We start from the raw sequence: 19,198 nt of genomic DNA, 5'->3' as shown, positions 1-19,198 counted from the left end.
GGCCTCGAAGAGCTCGACCACGCGGGGCAGACCCTGCGTGATGTCGTCGGCCGACGCCACACCACCGGTGTGGAAGGTCCGCATCGTCAGCTGCGTGCCGGGCTCACCGATCGACTGTGCGGCGATGATGCCGACGGCCTCTCCGATGTCGACCAGCTTGCCGGTGGCGAGCGAACGGCCGTAGCACTTCGCGCAGGTGCCGGTGCGGGCGTCGCAGGTCAGCACGGAGCGGACCACGACCTCCTCGATGCCGGCCTCGATCAGCTCGGCGATCTTCACGTCACCCAGGTCGTCGCCGGCGGCGGCGAGCACCTCGCCGGTCGTCGGGTGGAGGACGTCGCCGGCCGAGGTCCGGGCGTACGCCGCGGTCTCGGCGTTCTCGTCCTTGGTGACGACGCCGTTCTCGCCGCGGACGCCGATCACCTTGGGCAGACCGCGCTCGGTGCCACAGTCGTCCTCGCGGATGATGACGTCCTGCGACACGTCGACCAGACGCCGGGTGAGGTAACCCGAGTCAGCGGTCCGCAGCGCCGTGTCGGCCAGACCCTTGCGGGCACCGTGGGTGGAGATGAAGTACTCCAGCACGGACAGACCCTCGCGGAAGTTGGCCTTGATCGGCCGCGGGATGATCTCGCCCTTCGGGTTGGCCACCAGACCACGCATGGCCCCGACCTGCGAGATCTGGTTCATGTTTCCGGACGCACCCGAGTAGACCTGCATGTAGATCGGGTTGGTCGGCGACTGCTCGAAGGCGGACACCATCGCCTTGGAGACGTCCTTGCTCGCCTCGGTCCAGATCTCGATGAGCTCCTGGCGACGCTCGTCGTCGGTGATCAGACCACGCTCGAACTGGACCTGGATCTTCGCGGCCTTGTCCTCGTAGCCGGAGAGGATCTCGATCTTGTTGCCCGGGGTGATCACGTCGTCGATCGACACCGTCACGCCGGAGCGGGTCGCCCAGTGGAAGCCGGCGTCCTTGAGCGCGTCGAGCGACGCAGCGACCTCGACCTTGCCGTAGCGCTCGGCGAGGTCGTTGACGATCGCGCCGAGCTGCTTCTTGGTGACTTCGTAGTTCACGAAGGGGTAGTCGCCCGGCAGGGTGTCGTTGAAGATCGACCGGCCCAGCGTGGTCTCGAGGGTGATCGGCTCACCGGGCACGGCGCCTTCGACGACCGCGTCGGTGAACCGGATCCGGACCTTGCTCTGCAGCAGGATCTCGCCCCGGTCGAACGCCATGATCGCCTCGGCGGGGGACGAGAACGACCGACCCTCGCCGACGGATCCCGGACGCTCGGTGGTGAGGAAGAACAGGCCGATGATCATGTCCTGGGTCGGCATCGTGACCGGTCGGCCGTCGGACGGCTTCAGGATGTTGTTGGTCGACAGCATCAGGATCCGCGCCTCGGCCTGGGCCTCGGCCGACAGCGGCAGGTGCACCGCCATCTGGTCGCCGTCGAAGTCCGCGTTGAACGCGGTGCAGACGAGCGGGTGGATCTGGATGGCCTTGCCCTCGATCAGCTGCGGCTCGAAGGCCTGGATGCCGAGGCGGTGCAGGGTGGGCGCCCGGTTGAGCAGCACCGGGTGCTCGGTGATGACCTCTTCGAGGACGTCCCACACGACCGGACGGGCGCGCTCGACCATCCGCTTGGCGGACTTGATGTTCTGAGCGTGCGACAGGTCGACCAGACGCTTCATCACGAACGGCTTGAAGAGCTCGAGCGCCATCTGCTTCGGCAGACCGCACTGGTGCAGCTTGAGCTGCGGGCCGGAGACGATGACCGAACGACCCGAGTAGTCGACGCGCTTGCCGAGCAGGTTCTGCCGGAAGCGACCCTGCTTGCCCTTGAGCATGTCGGACAGCGACTTCAGCGGCCGGTTGCCCGGGCCGGTGACCGGACGACCGCGACGACCGTTGTCGAACAGCGAGTCGACGGCCTCCTGCAGCATCCGCTTCTCGTTGTTGACGATGATCTCGGGCGCGCCGAGGTCGAGCAGTCGCTTGAGCCGGTTGTTCCGGTTGATCACGCGACGGTAGAGGTCGTTCAGGTCCGAGGTCGCGAACCGACCACCGTCGAGCTGCACCATCGGGCGCAGGTCCGGCGGGATGACCGGGACGGCGTCGAGGACCATGCCCTCCGGCTTGTTGCCGGTCTTGCGGAACGCGTCGACGACCTTGAGCCGCTTGAGTGCGCGGACCTTGCGCTGGCCCTTGCCGTTGGCGATCGTGTCGCGCAGCGACTCGACCTCGGCCTCGATGTCGAAGTTCTGGAGGCGCTTCTGGATCGCCGTGGCGCCCATGTGGCCCTCGAAGTACTTGCCGAACCAGTTCTTCATCTCGCGGTACAGCACCTCGTCACCCATGAGGTCCTGAACCTTGAGGTTCTTGAACGTGTCCCAGACCTCGTCGAGGCGGGCGATCTCGCCCTCGGAGCGCTTGCGGATCTGCACCATCTCGCGCTCGGCGCCGTCCTTGACCTTGCGCTTCTGGTCGGCCTTGGCACCCTCGGCCTCGAGGGTCTCGAGGTCGCCCTCGAGCTTCTTGGTGCGGTCGGCGATCGCCAGGTCGAGGCGGTCGGTCAGCATCTTGCGCTGCTGGCCCACCTTGGCCTCGAGCGAGGAGAGGTCGCGGTGACGCGCCTCCTCGTCGACGGCGGTGATCATGTACGCCGCGAAGTAGATGACCTTCTCGAGGTCCTTCGGGGCGAGGTCGAGCAGGTAGCCGAGCCGGCTCGGGACACCCTTGAAGTACCAGATGTGGGTGACCGGGGCGGCGAGCTCGATGTGGCCCATCCGCTCGCGACGCACCTTGGAGCGGGTCACCTCGACGCCGCAGCGCTCGCAGATGATGCCCTTGAAGCGGACCCGCTTGTACTTGCCGCAGTAGCACTCCCAGTCCCGGGTGGGACCGAAGATCTTCTCGCAGAAGAGGCCGTCACGCTCGGGCTTGAGCGTGCGGTAGTTGATGGTCTCCGGCTTCTTGACCTCGCCGTGGCTCCACGTACGGATGTCGTCCGCGGTGGCCAGGCCGATCTGAAGTTGGTCGAAGAAGTTCACGTCGAGCACGATGGCTGCTGTCCTTCGTTAGTTCTTGAAAAGGTGAGGCTGGGGACTGAGGCCCGCCGCCGCTGGTCGAGGAAGTCGCTCTGCGACTGTCACGAGACCACCGGCGGCGGCATCACTCAGACTTCTTCGACGGAGCTGGGCTCGCGGCGGGACAGGTCGATGCCGAGCTCCTCGGCGGCACGGAAGACGTCCTCCTCCGCGTCGCGCATCTCGATGGCCGTGCCGTCCTGCGACAGCACCTCCACGTTGAGGCAGAGCGACTGCATCTCCTTGACGAGAACCTTGAACGACTCGGGGATGCCGGAGTCGGGGATGTTCTCGCCCTTGACGATCGCCTCGTAGACCTTGACCCGGCCGGGAACGTCGTCCGACTTGATCGTCAGCAGCTCCTGGAGGGCGTAGGCAGCGCCGTACGCCTCCATGGCCCAGACCTCCATCTCACCGAAGCGCTGGCCACCGAACTGGGCCTTACCGCCGAGCGGCTGCTGGGTGATCATCGAGTAGGGACCGGTCGAGCGAGCGTGGATCTTGTCGTCGACGAGGTGGTGGAGCTTGAGGATGTACATGTAGCCCACCGACACCTGCTCGGGGAACGGCTCACCGGAGCGCCCGTCGAACAGGCTCGCCTTGCCGTTCTCGCCGATCAGCCGGTCGCCGTCACGCGTGGTCAGCGTGGCTCCCAGGAGGCCGATGATCTCGTCCTCGCGGGCGCCGTCGAAGACCGGCGTGGCGACCTTGGTGTTCGGCTCGGCCTTGTCGGCACCGATCGAGATCAGCCGCTGCTTCCAGTCGGAGTTCTCGGGGTCGCCGGACAGGTTGATGTCCCATCCCTGCTTGCCGAGCCAACCGAGGTGGAGCTCGAGGATCTGGCCGATGTTCATCCGTCGCGGCACACCCAGCGGGTTGAGCACGACGTCGACCGGGGTGCCGTCCTCCATGAACGGCATGTCCTCGACCGGCAGGATCTTCGCGATGACGCCCTTGTTGCCGTGGCGGCCGGCGAGCTTGTCGCCCACCGAGATCTTGCGCTTCTGGGCGACGTAGACCCGCACCAGCTGGTTGACGCCCGGCGGCAGCTCGTCGCCGCCCTCGCGGCCGAAGACCCGGACGCCGATGACGGTGCCCGACTCGCCGTGCGGCACCTTCATCGAGGTGTCGCGGACCTCGCGCGCCTTCTCACCGAAGATCGCGCGGAGCAGCCGCTCCTCCGGGGTGAGCTCGGTCTCGCCCTTGGGCGTGACCTTGCCGACCAGGATGTCGCCGGTCGTGACCTCGGCGCCGATGCGGATGATGCCCCGCTCGTCGAGGTCGGCCAGCATCTCCTCGGAGACGTTCGGGATGTCCCGGGTGATCTCCTCCGGACCGAGCTTCGTGTCGCGGGCGTCGACCTCGTGCTCCTCGATGTGGATCGAGGTGAGGACGTCCTCCTGGACCAGCCGCTGGCTGAGGATGATGGCGTCCTCGTAGTTGTGGCCCTCCCACGGCATGAACGCCACGAGCAGGTTGGTGCCGAGCGCCATCTCGGCCTGGTCGGTGCAGGGGCCGTCCGCGATCGGCGAGCCGACCTCGAGGCGGTCACCGACCGACACCAGCGGACGCTGGTTGATGCAGGTGCCCTGGTTGGACCGGCGGAACTTCGCCAGCTTGTAGCTGTGGTAGGTGCCGTCGTCGTTCATCACGTCGACCAGCTCGGCCGAGACGGACTGGACGACGCCGCCCTTGACCGCCACGAGCACGTCACCCGCGTCGACCGCGGCGCGGAACTCGATGCCGGTGCCGACGATCGGGCTGTCGCTCCGGATCAGCGGAACGGCCTGACGCTGCATGTTGGCTCCCATGAGCGCGCGGTTGGCGTCGTCGTGCTCGAGGAACGGGATGAGCGCGGTCGCGACCGACACCATCTGCCGGGGCGAGACGTCCATGTAGTCGACGTCCTCGGCCAGGACCTCGGAGACCTCACCCTGCCGCAGGCGCACGAGCACCCGCTCCTCGGAGAACTTGTTGTTCTTGTCGAGGGCGGCGTTGGCCTGCGCGATGACGTACTTGTCCTCGTCGTCGGCCGTGAGGTAGTCGATCTGGTCGGTGACCTTGCCGGCCTTCACCTTGCGGTACGGCGTCTCGACGAAGCCGAACGGGTTGATCCGTCCGTACGACGCGAGCGAGCCGATGAGACCGATGTTCGGGCCTTCCGGCGTCTCGATCGGGCACATCCGGCCGTAGTGCGACGGGTGGACGTCGCGGACCTCCATGCCGGCGCGGTCGCGGGACAGACCACCCGGGCCGAGCGCAGACAGGCGACGCTTGTGCGTCAGGCCGGCGATCGGGTTGGTCTGGTCCATGAACTGCGAGAGCTGCGAGGTTCCGAAGAACTCCTTCAGCGCCGCGACGACCGGGCGGATGTTGATCAGCGACTGCGGCGTGATCGCCTCGACGTCCTGGGTGGTCATCCGCTCGCGGACGACCCGCTCCATGCGGGCGAGGCCGGTGCGCAGCTGGTTCTGGATCAGCTCGCCGACGGTCCGCATCCGGCGGTTGCCGAAGTGGTCGATGTCGTCGGAGTTGATCTCGATGTTGCCCTGCGGCGTCTCGAGGTGGGTGCGGCCGTCGTGCAGCGCGACGATGTAGCGGATCGTCGCGACCATGTCCGAGATGGTCATGGTCTGCTGGTCGAACGGCTGGTCCTGGCCCAGCTTCTTGTTGATCTTGTAGCGGCCGACCTTGGCGAGGTCGTAGCGCTTCGGGTTGAAGTAGTAGTTGCGCAGCAGGGTGAGCGCGGCCTCGCGGGTCGGCGGTTCGCCGGGACGCAGCTTGCGGTAGATGTCGAGCAGCGCGTCGTCCGGACCCTGGGTGTTGTCCTTCTCCTCGGTCAGCTGGATCGACTCGAACTGACGGAGGTCGGCCATGACCGCCTCGTAGTCGTAGGCCTCGCCGGTGTCCTCGGCGATCGCCTGCAGCGCCTTGAGGAGGACCGTGACGTTCTGCTTGCGCTTGCGGTCGAGGCGGACGCCGACCATGTCGCGCTTGTCGATCTCGAACTCGAGCCAGGCGCCCCGGCTCGGGATCATCTTGGCGGTGTAGATGTCCTTGTCGGACGTCTTGTCGGCGGTGCGCTCGAAGTAGACGCCCGGGGACCGGACCAGCTGCGAGACGACGACCCGCTCGGTGCCATTGATGACGAAGGTGCCCTTGGGCGTCATCAGCGGGAAGTCACCCATGAAGACGGTCTGGCCCTTGATCTCGCCGGTCTCGTTGTTGGTGAACTCGGCGGAGACGTAGAGCGGAGCGGAGTAGGTGAGGTCCTTCTCCTTGCACTCGTCGACGGTGTACTTCGGGTCGTAGAAGACCGGGTTCTCGAACGAGAGCGACATCGTCTCGGAGAAGTCCTCGATCGGCGAGATCTCCTCGAAGATCTCGGTCAGACCCGACTTGTCGGAGACGTCCTCGCCGGCGGCGCGGCGCGCCACGACGCGGTCCTGGTGGACCTCGTTGCCGACGAGCCAGTCGAAGCTGTCGGTCTGGAGCGAGAGGAGCTGCGGGAGCTCGAGTGTTTCACTGATCTTTGCGAAAGAGATGCGGGGCTTACCGGGGGAGGTGCGCGCGGCCAAGAGGTGTCCTTCGACGGTTTCGCTCTTTGATTGGCGCCTCCCACCACATCATCGGCCACCGGGCAGGCCAATGCGCATCTGAGGGCAGGCGCAAGGCGCCACGTTACACCAAGTCAGGGCGCAAACCAATACCGGCAACCACCCTCTGATCTCGACGTTCTCAGACCAGGGACGGGCCTTCGCAGGATCATGCTGTGCGGACCGCGCCCAGGTCAAGCGTCGCGGCGGCGCGCCTCGTCGGCACGCCCGGCCGATCAGGAGCAATCGTCCTCGGTGCAGATGTCGTCGAGCAGCCAGTCGTCGCCGTCGGCGACCATGCTGAGCGTGGCCCACATCCGCAGCGATCGCGGCGCCGCCTTGCCCTTCTGGCTGTCCTGGTCGACGTAGACCACGACGGTGGCGCGGCTGCCGTCCTCGGACACCCGGGTGATGCCGGTGCCCGAGACCAGTGCGGTGACGACGACCTTGTCGGCGACGACCTGCTCCCGCAGGGTGAGTCCGCCCTCGGCCTCCTGCTCGAACAGGGTCGTGCGCTTGGCGGCGAACTCGTCGGTGAGGTAGTCCTCGGCGGCCGCGAAGTCCTCGTCGATGGTGCGGTAGTCGTAGGACAGCACCACCGGGACCGCCGCGGCCGCGGCGTCCTCGGCCGTGGTCACCGCCTTCTCGGCCCGCTCCTGCTTGTCGGCAGGCGACGTGCCGCCCAGGCTCCCGGGCCAGACGAGCACGATGATCAGGAGCGCGATCGAGACGACCGCGACCCCGGCGGCGGCGAGGAGCGCCCAGGCCGGCGGGCCGGTCGTCGTCGCAGGCTCGTCCGTCGGCTCAACTGGCTCGTCCGGCTCAACCGGCTCGTCCGGCTCAACTGGCTCGTCCGGCTCAGCGGGCGTCACGGCTTCCGTAGCTGGGACGGCGACCGCCTCGTCCTGCTCGGCGGGAGCCGCCTCGACGACGGCCTCGTCCTCGCGACCGGCCGCGAGCTCGGCGTCGTAGGCAGCCCGCTTGTCCTCGTCGAGCAGCACCCCGGCCGCGTCGTTGTAGGCCCGGAACCGGCGGTCGGTCGGATCGAGGTCGGCGATCGCCGCCTTCCACGCCGCACGGATCTCGTCGACACTCGCGCTCTCGTCGACGTCGAGCAGGTCGTAGAGGCTGACGCTCATCGCCCCTCCTCCGTCGACTGCTCGGTGGCCGGCGACTCGGACGGCTGCGTGCTCGGCTGCGTGCTCGGCGGCGTGCTCGGCGTGGTCGAGGGCGACTCACCCGGGGACGTCGGCTCCTCGGGGATCCCCGGCTGGGAGAACGGCGGCAACCCGTCGTCGATGTCGTCGAGGTCGTCGACGAGCCACTCGCCGTCGATCTTCGCCAGCGAGACCTGGTAGCGGAACCGCTGCGCTCCGGTCGAGACCCGCTGCTCGTCGTCGGTGGCCTCGTCGTCGGTGGCCTCGTCGTCGGTGGTGCCGTCGTCGGGGGTGCCGTCGTCCTCGGTCCCGTCGTCACCGCCCGCGCCCTCGTCGGGGTAGGGGTACGACAGCTCGATCGTGCCGGCGACCAGGACCTCGGCGGAGTCGTCGTCCTGCGACGCGACGCCGACGGCATAGACGGTGCCGACGCTGGCCACCCCGAGCTGGGAGACCGTCTGCTCGGCGTACCCGACGTTCTCGGTGAACACCGCGCCGAACTTCGGGGTCATCAGGTCCTCGACGGCCGCGTAGTCGGGCAGGTGTCCCTCGTCGTCGAGCATCGAGGGGTCGTAGGTGTTGAACCGGGTGGCGAACTCACGGGAGATGCTCAGCAGCTCCTCGCGGTCCTCGGACTCGGCGGACGCGGGCACCTCGTCGTTCTTCAGCGAGCGCAGCTGCTCGCCGAGTCCGTCGCCGGCTCCTCGGGTGGTGACGATGACCGCGATCGTGGTGAGGCAGGCGACGATCACCAGGACCAGCCCCGCGAGGATCGCGCGCCGGCGTGCAGGCGAAACCGTCACTCCCGGGCGTCCAGCAGTGGTTCGAGGTAAAGCCACTTCCACGAGTCCTCTCCGAGCGGCGGCGGCGCCACGTTACCGCTCGGTGCCAAGGAGGGTTGCACCCCTCCCCGGGTGAACTCGCCCGTCTCCGGGTCGAAGGAGCCCAGCATCTGCTCGCCGGCGTCCGGGAGCCCGTCGAGGTCGGGCTTGACCCGCGGGAGGTTCTGGTAGCCACGCGGGTTGCTCTTCGTCGGCGGCTCGGTGCACTTCGCCTCGAGGTTCATCGGACGGTCCTCGAGGTTCTGCGGGGCGCGGGTGTCGGTGCGCTCGTAGCCGTCGTAGCAGACCGGCGTGTCGGTGATGATCAGGCCGATGTGCGCGTCGTAGAGGCCCGTCTGCGGGTTCTTGGCGGTGACGCCGAAGGAGCCCTCGAGCAGGATCGGGTAGGCGATCAGGACGGACTGCACGCCGCGAAGGTTCTGGACCACGACCCGGCCGGTGGTGACCACGTTGTTGAGCAGGTCGGAGAGCTCGGCCTCGTTCTGCTCCAGGAAGGTGCGCAGCTGGTTGGCGGTGAACGAACCGCTGTCGATCACCCGGCGCAGGTCCGCGTCGGCCCCGACCATCGCCCGCGAGAAGACGCGGAGCTCGCTGGCGAAGGTGCGCAGGGAGTTGCCGGAGTCGACCTGGGTCTGCAGCACGGTGTTGGAGTCGCGGATCAGGGCGGTGGTGATGTCGAAGTTCGCGTTGGCCGTCTCGATGAACGAGTTGCCGGTGTCGATGATCCGCTGCAGGTCGTCGCCGGTGCCGGCGAAGGCGATCCCGAGCTCGCGGACGGTGGTGCGCAGGGCCTCCTGGTCGACGCTGCTGACGGTGCGCGCGATGTCACCCAGCAGCTTCTCGGTCTGGATCGGGATCGCGACCTCGGTGATCTCCGAGCCCTCCTCCAGGTAGGGCCCGTCCTCGTCGTCGGCGTTGGGCTGGAGCTCGACGTACTGCTCGCCCACCGCCGACCGGTTGCCCACCAGCGCGAGGGTGTCGGCCGGGATCTCGTCCCACTCGTTGTCGATCTCGAGGTAGACGTCGACCCCGTCGTCGGTGAGCTCGAGCTCGCTCACCCGGCCGATGCCGATCCCGCGGTAGGTCACTTCACCGCCGGCGAAGATGCCGCCGGACTCCGGGTAGTGCGCCACGACCGTGTAGCTCTGGTCGACGAAGAACCGGTCGAGCTTGGCGTAGCGCGCGCCCACGAAGGTGACACCCAGCAGCGTGATGATCACGAAGACGAGCAGCTGGACCTTCGTGCGGCGGGTGATCACGGTGCCACCTCTTGACCGGTGACCGGAGCCGCCAGGAACAGCGCGAGGTCCGCGTCGGTGTCGTCGTAGCGCTGGTTCCACAGCTCACGGTCGACCCCGGTGAGGGTCGGCGCGGGGCGGGGCAGCACCCCGCCGAGGTTGCCGACGACGCCGTCGAGGAGGTCCTCGATGTTCGTGCCCTGGTTGTTGGCCTGCCCGGAGGAGTCGTCGTTGCGCGGCAGCAGGCCGCACAGTGCCGGCAGGTTGACCGCGTCGCAGACCTCGTCGAGCAGGTAGTCGGGCAGCTGGCCGCACGCCTGAGCGTCCGGTGGGACCCGCACGCAGCTCTGCAGCGCGTCGAGCACACCGGCGCACAGGTCCGGGATGTCGGCCAGCTCGTCGAGCGGGGTGCCGTCGGGCAGCAGGCTGAACGGCACGCAGGCGACCTGGGAGATCTCGTTGAGGTTGAGGTCGAGCTCGACCGACAGGTTCACGTAGTCGCCGAAGTGCAGGTTGCGGGCGACGGCGGGGTCCCGGCCGATGATGTCGTCGGCGAACGGGAAGCTGTAGAAGATGTGGAGCGCGTCGACGAACGACTGACCGGCGTTGTTGAGCTCGTTGAGCACCGGCTGCAGGTTCCTCAGGGTGCTGAGCGTCGACTCCTCGGTCTGCTGGATGACCTGCACACCGACATCGCTGAGCTCGTTGAGGCCCTGCAGCATCCGGACCAGGTCCTGGCGCTGGCGGCCGATCGAGTCGAGCGCGCTCGGAAGCTCCTCGAGCGCCTGGTCGATGCTGTCCTGGTGCTCACGCGCGCCGAGGGCGAGCCGGTTGAGCGCCTCGATGGCGTCGATGATGTCGCCCTTGCGGTCGTCGAGCTGGGAGACCAGCGACTCGATCTGGGTCAGGACCGACTTGGCGGAGTCCTCGCGCCCCTCGAGGGCGAGGTTGAGCTCCTCGGCGATGGTCTTGAGCTGTGCGACGCCCCCGCCGTTGAGGACCAGGCTCAGCGCACCGAGCACCTCCTCGACCTCGGGGTTGCGACCGGTGTCCTCGAGCGGGATCGTGTCGCCCTCGTCGAGTGGCTCGTCCGACGGGTTGCTCTCCGGCGCCTCGAGCGAGACGAACTTCTCGCCGAGGAGGCTGGTCTGGCGGATCTGGGCCACCGCGTTGTCGGGGAGCCCGGTGTCGTTGCGGAGCTCGATCGTGACGATCGCGGTGTAGCCGTCGAGCTCGACGTCGCTGACCTGACCGACGGTTACGTCGCTCACCTTCACCGACGACTTCGGCACCAGGTCGAGCACGTCCTCGAACTCCACCGTGACCGTGATCGGGTCGTCGCCGACGTCAGCGCCACCCGGGAGCGGCATCTGGTAGACGTCGAACTCACACCCGGTCAGCAGGAGTGCGCCGGCGAGGAGCGCCCCGCTCGTCCGCAGTCGGCGGCTCATCGGTCCACCTCCACGAGGCCGTTGAGCGTGGGGTCGTAGGGCTCGTCGTCGGACCGTGAACCCGTTCCGGCACCGAGCGGCGCCGTACGAGGCAGCGGCAGGCCCTCGATCAGGTCGCAGATCTCGCCGTCCGGGTCGTTGGCCGAGACCAACCCGCACAGCAGGAGCGCAGGGTCGCTCTCGAGGTTGTGGATCGTGTTGCCGATGTTGGCGTTGGAGTCGAGCGTGCCGGTCTGGGGGTTGTAGCCGAGACCCAGGTTGTTGAGGGCCAGCGGGGCGGCCCGCAGGATCGTGTTGAGGTCCTCCCGGTGCTTGACCAGCAGCTTGGCCACCCGGTTGATCCCGCGGATGTTGCGGCCCAGGGACGCGCGGTTCTCCTGGATGAAGCTCCCGACGACGTCGAGCGCGACACCGAGGTTCGCCAGTGCAGAGGTCAGCTCGTCGCTCTCCTCCGACAGGAGCTCTGAGACGTCGCCGAGGGACTGGTTGAAGTCGCGGACCGTGGAGTCGTTCTCGGCAAGGGTCTCGATGAACGCCTGCAGCCGCTCGGCGGAGGAGAAGAGCTCCTCCTTGTTGTTCTCGAGGGTGCCGCTCAGGTCGCTGAAGTCCGCGATGGTCTGCCGGAAGCTGGCGCCCTGGCCACCGAAGTTCCGGGCCGTCACCTCGAGCAGGTCGGTCAGTGCGCCGTTCTCGTTGGCCCCGGTGGGGCCGAGGGCGACGGTCAGCTCGTCGAGGCTGCCGTAGATCTCGTCCAGCTCGAGCGGGATCGCGGTCCGGTCCGCCTCGAGCACCGTGTTGTCCGCCAGCTCCGGGCCGCTCTCGTAGGCGGGCGTGAGCTGGATGTAGCGGTCACCGACGACGGCCGGGGAGACGATGACGGCCTTGGCGTCCTGCGGGATCTGGATCTCCTCGTCGTAGGTCATCACCACCTTGACCTGGGTCCCCTCCGGGTCGACGGTCTCGACCTTGCCGACCGGGACGCCGAGCACACGGACGTCGCTGCCCTCGTAGACCGAGACGGTGCGCGGGAAGTACGCCGTCACGGTCTTGGTCCCGCCACCGGAACCGAAGAACCAGAAGGCGGCCGCCGCGATCAGCGCGCCGATCACGATCAGGGGCAGGAAGCGCTGCAGCTTGTCACTCATCCGATACCACCACCCGGTCCGGAGATCGGAGGCATGTTCTGGATGTAGGTGTCCCACCACGGTCCGTTGCCGAAGACGTTGGCGAAGATCCGGTAGAAGGGGGCCATCAGCTCCAGCGACCGGTCCAAGTTGTCCTCGTTCTTGTTGATCACGGCGAGCACGGACTCGAGGTGTCGCAGGGCCGGCTTGAGGTCGGCGCGCGACTGGCGCACCAGCGCGGTCAGCTCCTGGCTCAGGGTGACCGTCGAGACCAGGAGGTCGTGGATGGCGTCGCGCCGCTGCAACAGAGCCTCGAACAACACGTCCGCGTCGCTCATCAGCCTGATGATGTCCTCGTCCCGCGCGTCGAGCACGTTGGACACCCGCTCGAGGTTGGTGAGCAGGGAGTTGATCTCGTCGTCGCGTGCGGCCACGACCTGCGACAAGGCGGAGACACCGTCGAGCGCCGCGCGGAACTCCTCAGGGGTGTTCCGGGTGAGGTCGGCGAGTGTGGTCAGCGACGCTGCCAGCTGGTCGGTGTCGATGTCGGCGGAGGTCTCGGCGAGGCCCTCGAAGGCCTCCACGACGTCGTACGGCGAGCTCGTGCGCTCGACCGGGATCGTGTCGCCCTCCTCCAGCTCGCCGCCGCCGGCCGGCTCGATGGCGAGGAACATCGACCCGAGGATCGTCTTCACCTTGATCGCCGCGTGCGTGTCGTCACCCATCTTGGCGTCGGTCCTGATCTGGAACCCGACCTTGACCTTGCCGTCCTCGAGCTCGAGCGAGTTGACCTTGCCGATGCGGACACCGGCCAGCCGAACCTCGTCGTTGACCTTGAGCCCGCCGGCCTCGGAGAACTCGGCGTAGTAGGTGTCGCCACCGCCGATGAGGGGCAGGTCCTGCGCGCGGAACGCCGCGACCAGCATCAGCAGCAGGGCGGCGATGCTCACCGCACCGACGACGACCGGGTTGCGCTCGCGGAAGGGCTTCATGCTCATGGGAGGTCACACCTCGCAGCGCCGACGTCGTAGACCGGTTCGGCCAGCACCGTGCCGCCGATCCGGACCTTGGCCTTGAAGTGGCAGAGGTAGAAGTTGAACCAGGAGCCGTAGGTGCCGGTGCGGCCGTACTTGTTGAGCTTGATCGGCATGACCTGGAGCAAGCGGTCGATCTCTCCCTTGTTGCGGTCGAGGAGCTCAGCCAGCTGGCGGGCTTCCTTGATGTCGCGGACGAGCGGCTCACGGATGTCGTCGACCAGACCGGCCGTCTCGACCGCGAGCTCGGAGATCCCGTCGAGCGAGGAGAGGATCGCCTCGCGGTCCTCCTTCAGGCCACCCACGAGGTCGCGGAAGCTGCGGATCAGGTCGGTCAGCTGGTCGTCGCGGTCAGCGACGTGGTCGAGGACGAACGAGAGGTTCTCGAGCAGGTCGCCGATCACCTGGTCGCGGTCGGCCAGGGCCTGGGTCAGCGAGGCGGTGCTCCCCAGCAGGCTCTCGACGGTGCTGCCCTCGCCCTGGAACACCTGGACGATCTCGTAGGAGAGCTTGTTGATGTCGTCGGGCGACAGCGCCTCGAAGAGCGGCTTGAACCCGTTGAACAGCACCGTCAGGTCGAGCGCCGGCTGGGTGCGGGTGATCGGGATCGTGTCTCCCTCGCCGAGCTCGTCGCCGCCGTTGCCCTCCTGGGTCAGCGCGATGTAGCGCTGGCCGATCAGGTTGCGGAAGCGGATGGTGGCGTTGGTGGCGTCGTCGAGCGGGGTGTCGGCATCGACGGAGAAGGTGACGATCGCGCGGTTGTCGTCGGAGATCTCGATGTCCTGGACGTTGCCGACCTTGACGCCGGCGACCCGGATGTCGTCGCCGCTGACCAGGCCGGTCGCGTCGGCGAACTCGGCCTTGTACTCCTTGGTCGCACCGAACGACAGGTTGCCGATCGTGATCACGAGCAGTCCGGTCGCCAGGCCGGTGGTCACCATGAAGATGACCAGTCGGACCAGGTCACCCGACGTCCTCTTGTCCAGCAGTGGCATCACCGATCACCTGCCTCGGCGACGATCGGGCCGGCGAGCATCACGCCGAGTCCGGAGTCCGCCTCGTCGCCGTACGTCTGCGCCAGCAGGCGCCGCAGCGCGGCGACGTCGTCAGGGGTGCCGCGGTAGCCGACGGCGCTCTCGAAGCCGGGGGCGACCCGCATCGTGCCCTTGCCGGTGGGCTCGTCGACACCGTCGTTGAAGTTCGGGACGTCGGTGAACGGGTTCTGCTGGTTCCACGGTGGGTTGGGCAGGTTGTAGCACTCGGGGCCACGGGTGTCGCCGAACACCGGGCGGTCGTTCACCGTGTAGGCGCGCGGCTGGTTCGGCAGCGTCTCGAGCACGATGTGCAGCTCGAAGCCCCGGAAGGACTCCGCGATCCGCGGCGAGATGTTGGTCAGGGCCTTGAACACGCAGGGGAACTCCGGTGAGTAGCGGGCCAGGAGCTCCAGCTGGATCGTGGACAGGTCGTTGGCCTCGTCGATGAGTGCTCCGTTGCGGGCGAGGAAGCCGCGCGCGGTCTCGGAGAACGCTCGGATGTCGCGGAGCGCGGCGTTCAGCGTCGCTTCCTTCTCCTCGAAGGTGCCGGTGGTGACGACGGTGTCGTCGAGGATCTGAGCGACCTCGGGGAGGATGTCGGCGTACAGGTCGGAGACCTGCGCGGTCAGCCGGAGGTCCTCGACGAGCGCGGGGATCTGCGGGTTGATTCGCTTGAGGTAGGAGTCGACCGTCTCGAGGTTCTCACCGAGCTGCGAGCCCCGGCCCTCGAGCGCAGTGGCCAGCGCCGAGAGCGTCGCGTTGAGGTCGGCGGGCTGGACCGCGCGCAACAGCGGGTAGAGGTCGTTGAGGACCTCCTCGACCTCCGTGCCCATGTCGGTCTTGGTGATGGTGTCGCCGGCCTCGATGGTGCCGGAGGCACCGGTCTTCGGGATGACGAGCGAGATGTACTTCTCGCCGAACAGCGTCTTGGGCACGATCGCCCCGGTGACGTTGGCCGGGATCGAGTCCCGCTGGTCGGGGTAGATGCCGAGCGTCACCTTCGCACCGTCGGCTCCGGCCTCGGTCTCGAGCACCTCGCCCACGATCACGCCGCGGATCTTGACGTCGGCACGCAGGGGGAGCTGGAGGCCGACCGACGACGTCTCGAGGGTGACCTCGTCGTAGTCGGCGAACTTCTTGGTGAAGATCGCGTAGGTCAGCCACACGCCGAAGACCAGCAGGGCGATGAAGATGATGCCCAGCGTCTTCGTCTGGGCCATGGCCTTGTTCAGCATCGTCCCATCACCCCGCCAACCTGACAGTCGTCGTGGTGCCCCAGATCGCCATGGACAAGAACAGGTCGATCACGTTGATCGCCACGATGCTCGTCCGGACGGCACGGCCCACCGCGACACCCACGCCGGCAGGTCCGCCGGACGCCGTGTAGCCGTGGTAGCAGTGGATCAGGATGACGACCACCGAGAAGACCAGCACCTTCCCGAACGACCACAAGACGTCGCCGGGTGGGAGGAACTGGTTGAAGTAATGGTCGTAGGTGCCCGCCGACTGCCCGTAGTAGCCGGTCACGACCAGCCGGCTGGCGACGTACGACGACAGCAGGCCCACGACGTAGAGCGGGACGATCGCGATCAGGCCGGCCACGACCCGGGTCGCGACGAGGAAGCGCATCGACGGGATCGCCATCACCTCGAGCGCGTCGACCTCCTCGGAGATCCGCATCGCGCCGAGCTGGGCGGTGAAGCCGCAGCCGACCGTCGCCGCGAGGGCGATGCCCGCGACCAGCGGCGCGATCTCACGCGTGTTGAAGTAGGCCGACACGAAGCCCGCGAAGGCTGCGGTGCCGAGCTGGTTGAGCGCGGCGTAGCCGGAGAGGCCGACCTGGGCACCGGTGAAGAACGTCATGCCGAGGATGACGCCGATGGTGCCGCCGATCACGGCCAGGGCGCCGGACCCGAGGGTGACCTCGGCCAGCAGCCGCACGATCTCGCGCGGGTAGTGCGAGATGGTGCGCGGCACCGCGAGGATGACGCGGATGTAGAACGCCAGCTCGTGGCCGAGGTTGTCGAGGCCCTTGAGCGGCCTCTCGTAGATCGCTTTCGCGTTCGCCATGTCCGTGTCCCCGCTAACCGGTCTTCGGGGGCACGATTTGCAGGTAAATCGTGCTCAGAGTGAAGTTGACGACGAACAGGAGCAGGAACGTGATGACCACGGACTCGTTCACCGCGTCACCGACGCCCTTCGGGCCACCGGCCGCGTTCATGCCCTTGTAGGAGGCGACGATCGCGGCGATGAGTCCGAACACCAGGGCCTTGACCATGCCGATCCAGACGTCGGGCAGCTGGGCCAGGGCGGTGAAGCTCGCGAGGTAGGCGCCGGGGGTGCCGTCCTGGAGGATCACGTTGAAGACGTAGCCGCCGGCGACACCGACGACGCTGACCATGCCGTTGAGGAAGACGGCGACGAGCATGCAGGCGAGCACGCGGGGTGCGACCAGACGCTGGATCGGGTCGATGCCGAGCACCATCATCGCGTCGAGCTCTTCGCGGATCTTGCGGGCACCCAGGTCGGCGGCGATCGCCGAGCCACCGGCACCCGCGATCAGCAGTGCGGTCGCGATCGGCCCGGCCTGCTGGATGACCGCGAGCACGGACGCGGAGCCGGTGAACGACTGCGCGCCGAACTGCTTGATCAGGCCACCCACCTGGAGCGCGATGACAGCGCCGAAGGGGATGGCCACGAGAGCGGTCGGGATGATCGTGACCGAGGCGATGAACCACGCCTGCTGCAGGAACTCACGCAGCTGGAAGGGGCGCTTGAAGAGCCCCCGCGCCACGTCGAGTCCGAAGGCGAAGAGCTTGCCCGCGGTGCCGACCGGCGCGAGAACCCGTGCGGCCGTAGAGGACACCTGCGATCCTCAGCCCATCGATGTTGCGGCCGTGGGGGTGAACGACCCCGGAGGTGGCGTGATGCCGTTCAGCCGGCACCACTCGCCCGGCGGGCGCTGGGCCCGACGCGGGATGCCGTTCGACGGCTCGAGCTGGAGCGGGATCGGCGGCAGCGGCGGCAGCTTGATGTCCGCCTCGGCCGCGAGCTGGTCGGCGTCCTTCTCCTCCGACATGCCGATCGGCCCGATCGTCTGGGCGTTGAGGAACTGGGCGACCACCGGCTCGTCGGAGGACAGCAGCATCTCGCGGGGGCCGTACATGGCCAGGTGCTTGTGGTAGAGCAGGCCGATCTGGTCGGGCACCACCCGGACGCTGTTGACGTCGTGCGTCACGATCAGGAACGTCGCGTCGATCTGGGCGTTCAGGTCGACGAAGAGCTGGTTGATGAACGAGGTGCGGACCGGGTCGAGACCGGAGTCCGGCTCGTCGATGAGCAGGATCTCTGGGTCGAGCACCAGGGCCCGTGCCAGGCCGGCGCGCTTGCGCATACCGCCGGAGATCTCGCCCGGGAGCTTGAACTCGGCACCGAGCAGACCGACGAGGTCCATCTTCTCCATGACGATGTCACGGATCTCGGACTCGGTCTTCTTGGTGTGCTCGCGCAGCGGGAACGCCACGTTGTCGTAGAGGTTCATCGAGCCGAACATCGCGCCGTCCTGGAACAGCACGCCGAACAGCTTGCGGATCTCGTAGAGCTCCTTCTCGGAGCACGAGGCGATGTCGGTGCCCTCGATCACGATCGAGCCCTCGTCGGGCTTGATCAGACCGATCAGCGCCTTCAGGAAGACGGACTTGCCGGTGCCGGACGGGCCGAGCATGACTGAGATCTCGCCGGCGGGCAGGGTCAGGGTCACGCCCTTCCAGATGAGCTGCTTGCCGAACGACTTCGACAAGTTCGTCACTGCGACATCGACGCCCATGCTGACCTCTTCCTCACCTTCGCTGGCCCAACCGGAGTCCGGCACCCCGGCCGGAGTGCCACAACCCACACGCGGCTGCGAGGGAACAACGCAGCCGCGAGGCGCACGTTACGCGGAAACGGTGTCGCACGTCACGTCCGGTCCGAATACGAGACAGAGTGTCACCCGTTCGGCTACCCGCGAGTAGGTCTGGCCGGAAAAAGACGGGAGGCGGGCCCCCTCGTCGGGGACCCGCCTCTCGCAGGAACGTCAGAGCGTCACTTGAGGGTGACGGTGGCGCCGGCGCCCTCGAGCGCCTCCTTGGCCTTCTCCGCAGCGTCCTTGGTGGCCTTCTCGAGCACGGCCTTCGGCGCGGCCTCGACGAGGTCCTTCGCCTCCTTCAGACCGAGGGAGGTCAGCGCACGGACCTCCTTGATGACGTTGATCTTCTTGTCACCGGCGGACTCGAGGATGACGTCGAACTCGTCCTGCGCAGCAGCCTCGTCGCCGCCCGCAGCGGCACCGCCGGCGGCGGGGGCAGCAGCAACGGCGACCGGAGCGGCAGCGGTGACGCCGAAGGTCTCCTCGAACTGCTTCACGAACTCGGAGAGCTCGATGAGGGTCATCTCCTTGAACGCGTCAAGCAGCTCGTCAGTGGTGAGCTTCGCCATGATGGCGTTTCCTTCCGTTTGGTGGCCGGCCGCGCGATGCGGTCGAGCCGGGGCCTTCTTGATGGATATTCAGGTGGTTGACCGAGGCTCAGGCCTCGGCGGTGTCGCCCTCGTCAGAGGCGGCCGTGTCGTCCGCGGCGACGGGCTCCTCAGGAG

The 19,198-nt window shown here is 67.6% G+C and carries 14 protein-coding genes; all 14 read right to left on the bottom strand.

Features of this window, described 5'->3' with window-relative positions:
* Positions 1-3,063, bottom strand: a 3,063-nt coding sequence (locus H0488_RS09145) for a DNA-directed RNA polymerase subunit beta' (protein ID WP_183098968.1), incomplete at its 3' end; no start/stop codon positions are given.
* Positions 3,064-3,179: 116 nt separating this feature from the next.
* Positions 3,180-6,668, bottom strand: a complete 3,489-nt coding sequence (rpoB, locus tag H0488_RS09140; protein WP_183098967.1) for a DNA-directed RNA polymerase subunit beta — start codon at positions 6,666-6,668, stop codon at positions 3,180-3,182.
* Positions 6,669-6,922: 254 nt separating this feature from the next.
* On the bottom strand, positions 6,923-7,825 hold the full coding sequence (locus H0488_RS09135) for a J domain-containing protein (RefSeq protein WP_183098966.1): 903 nt from the start codon (positions 7,823-7,825) through the stop codon (positions 6,923-6,925).
* A complete protein-coding gene (locus H0488_RS09130) occupies positions 7,822-8,646 on the bottom strand; it encodes a hypothetical protein (protein ID WP_183098965.1) in 825 nt (274 codons plus the stop codon). The genes H0488_RS09135 and H0488_RS09130 overlap by 4 nt, the downstream gene beginning before the upstream one ends.
* Entirely contained in the window at positions 8,643-9,944 is a 1,302-nt protein-coding gene (locus H0488_RS09125) for an MCE family protein (protein WP_183098964.1), read from the bottom strand. Before H0488_RS09125 ends, H0488_RS09130 begins: the two co-directional genes overlap by 4 nt.
* Positions 9,941-11,374, bottom strand: a complete 1,434-nt coding sequence (locus tag H0488_RS09120) for an MCE family protein (protein ID WP_183098963.1) — start codon at positions 11,372-11,374, stop codon at positions 9,941-9,943. Before H0488_RS09120 ends, H0488_RS09125 begins: the two co-directional genes overlap by 4 nt.
* Positions 11,371-12,519: an MCE family protein gene (locus H0488_RS09115; protein ID WP_183098962.1), complete on the bottom strand. Its 1,149-nt coding sequence runs from the start codon at positions 12,517-12,519 to the stop codon at positions 11,371-11,373. The genes H0488_RS09120 and H0488_RS09115 overlap by 4 nt, the downstream gene beginning before the upstream one ends.
* Complete coding sequence (locus H0488_RS09110; RefSeq protein WP_246371682.1) at positions 12,516-13,496, bottom strand: MCE family protein; 981 nt, start codon at positions 13,494-13,496, stop codon at positions 12,516-12,518. The genes H0488_RS09115 and H0488_RS09110 overlap by 4 nt, the downstream gene beginning before the upstream one ends.
* Positions 13,493-14,527, bottom strand: coding sequence for an MCE family protein (locus H0488_RS09105; protein WP_183098961.1), 1,035 nt, complete (start codon positions 14,525-14,527; stop codon positions 13,493-13,495). The genes H0488_RS09110 and H0488_RS09105 overlap by 4 nt, the downstream gene beginning before the upstream one ends.
* Complete coding sequence (locus tag H0488_RS09100; RefSeq protein ID WP_246371679.1) at positions 14,527-15,801, bottom strand: MCE family protein; 1,275 nt, start codon at positions 15,799-15,801, stop codon at positions 14,527-14,529. Before H0488_RS09100 ends, H0488_RS09105 begins: the two co-directional genes overlap by 1 nt.
* Positions 15,802-15,808: 7 nt before the next feature.
* Entirely contained in the window at positions 15,809-16,636 is an 828-nt protein-coding gene (locus H0488_RS09095; RefSeq protein ID WP_183098960.1) for an MlaE family ABC transporter permease, read from the bottom strand.
* Positions 16,637-16,649: 13 nt separating this feature from the next.
* Complete coding sequence (locus tag H0488_RS09090; RefSeq protein WP_183098959.1) at positions 16,650-17,432, bottom strand: MlaE family ABC transporter permease; 783 nt, start codon at positions 17,430-17,432, stop codon at positions 16,650-16,652.
* Positions 17,433-17,441: 9 nt separating this feature from the next.
* The gene (locus H0488_RS09085) at positions 17,442-18,392 is read right to left on the bottom strand and encodes an ABC transporter ATP-binding protein (RefSeq protein ID WP_183098958.1); all 951 of its coding nucleotides are present in this window, start codon (positions 18,390-18,392) and stop codon (positions 17,442-17,444) included.
* 257 nt (positions 18,393-18,649) lie between these two features.
* Complete coding sequence (rplL, locus tag H0488_RS09080) at positions 18,650-19,042, bottom strand: 50S ribosomal protein L7/L12 (protein WP_183098957.1); 393 nt, start codon at positions 19,040-19,042, stop codon at positions 18,650-18,652.
* Between the last annotated feature and the right edge of the window lie 156 nt (positions 19,043-19,198).

The sequence above is a fragment of the Nocardioides pelophilus genome (assembly GCF_014180685.1).
GTDB lineage: Bacteria > Actinomycetota > Actinomycetes > Propionibacteriales > Nocardioidaceae > Nocardioides > Nocardioides pelophilus.
Note: the sequence above shows the minus strand (reverse complement) of the source record. Positions and strands in the feature narration are given on the sequence as shown.

What these genes read in the sequence shown, in the direction of transcription:
- H0488_RS09110 (WP_246371682.1), bottom strand. Translation starts at nt 13,496, where the DNA reads ATGAGCATGAAGCCCTTCCGCGAGCGCAACCCGGTCGTCGTCGGTGCG.
- H0488_RS09100 (WP_246371679.1), bottom strand. Translation starts at nt 15,801, where the DNA reads ATGCTGAACAAGGCCATGGCCCAGACGAAGACGCTGGGCATCATCTTC.
- H0488_RS09135 (WP_183098966.1), bottom strand. Translation starts at nt 7,825, where the DNA reads ATGAGCGTCAGCCTCTACGACCTGCTCGACGTCGACGAGAGCGCGAGT.
- rplL (WP_183098957.1), bottom strand. Translation starts at nt 19,042, where the DNA reads ATGGCGAAGCTCACCACTGACGAGCTGCTTGACGCGTTCAAGGAGATG.
- H0488_RS09120 (WP_183098963.1), bottom strand. Translation starts at nt 11,374, where the DNA reads ATGAGCCGCCGACTGCGGACGAGCGGGGCGCTCCTCGCCGGCGCACTC.
- H0488_RS09105 (WP_183098961.1), bottom strand. Translation starts at nt 14,527, where the DNA reads ATGCCACTGCTGGACAAGAGGACGTCGGGTGACCTGGTCCGACTGGTC.
- H0488_RS09115 (WP_183098962.1), bottom strand. Translation starts at nt 12,519, where the DNA reads ATGAGTGACAAGCTGCAGCGCTTCCTGCCCCTGATCGTGATCGGCGCG.
- H0488_RS09095 (WP_183098960.1), bottom strand. Translation starts at nt 16,636, where the DNA reads ATGGCGAACGCGAAAGCGATCTACGAGAGGCCGCTCAAGGGCCTCGAC.
- H0488_RS09085 (WP_183098958.1), bottom strand. Translation starts at nt 18,392, where the DNA reads ATGGGCGTCGATGTCGCAGTGACGAACTTGTCGAAGTCGTTCGGCAAG.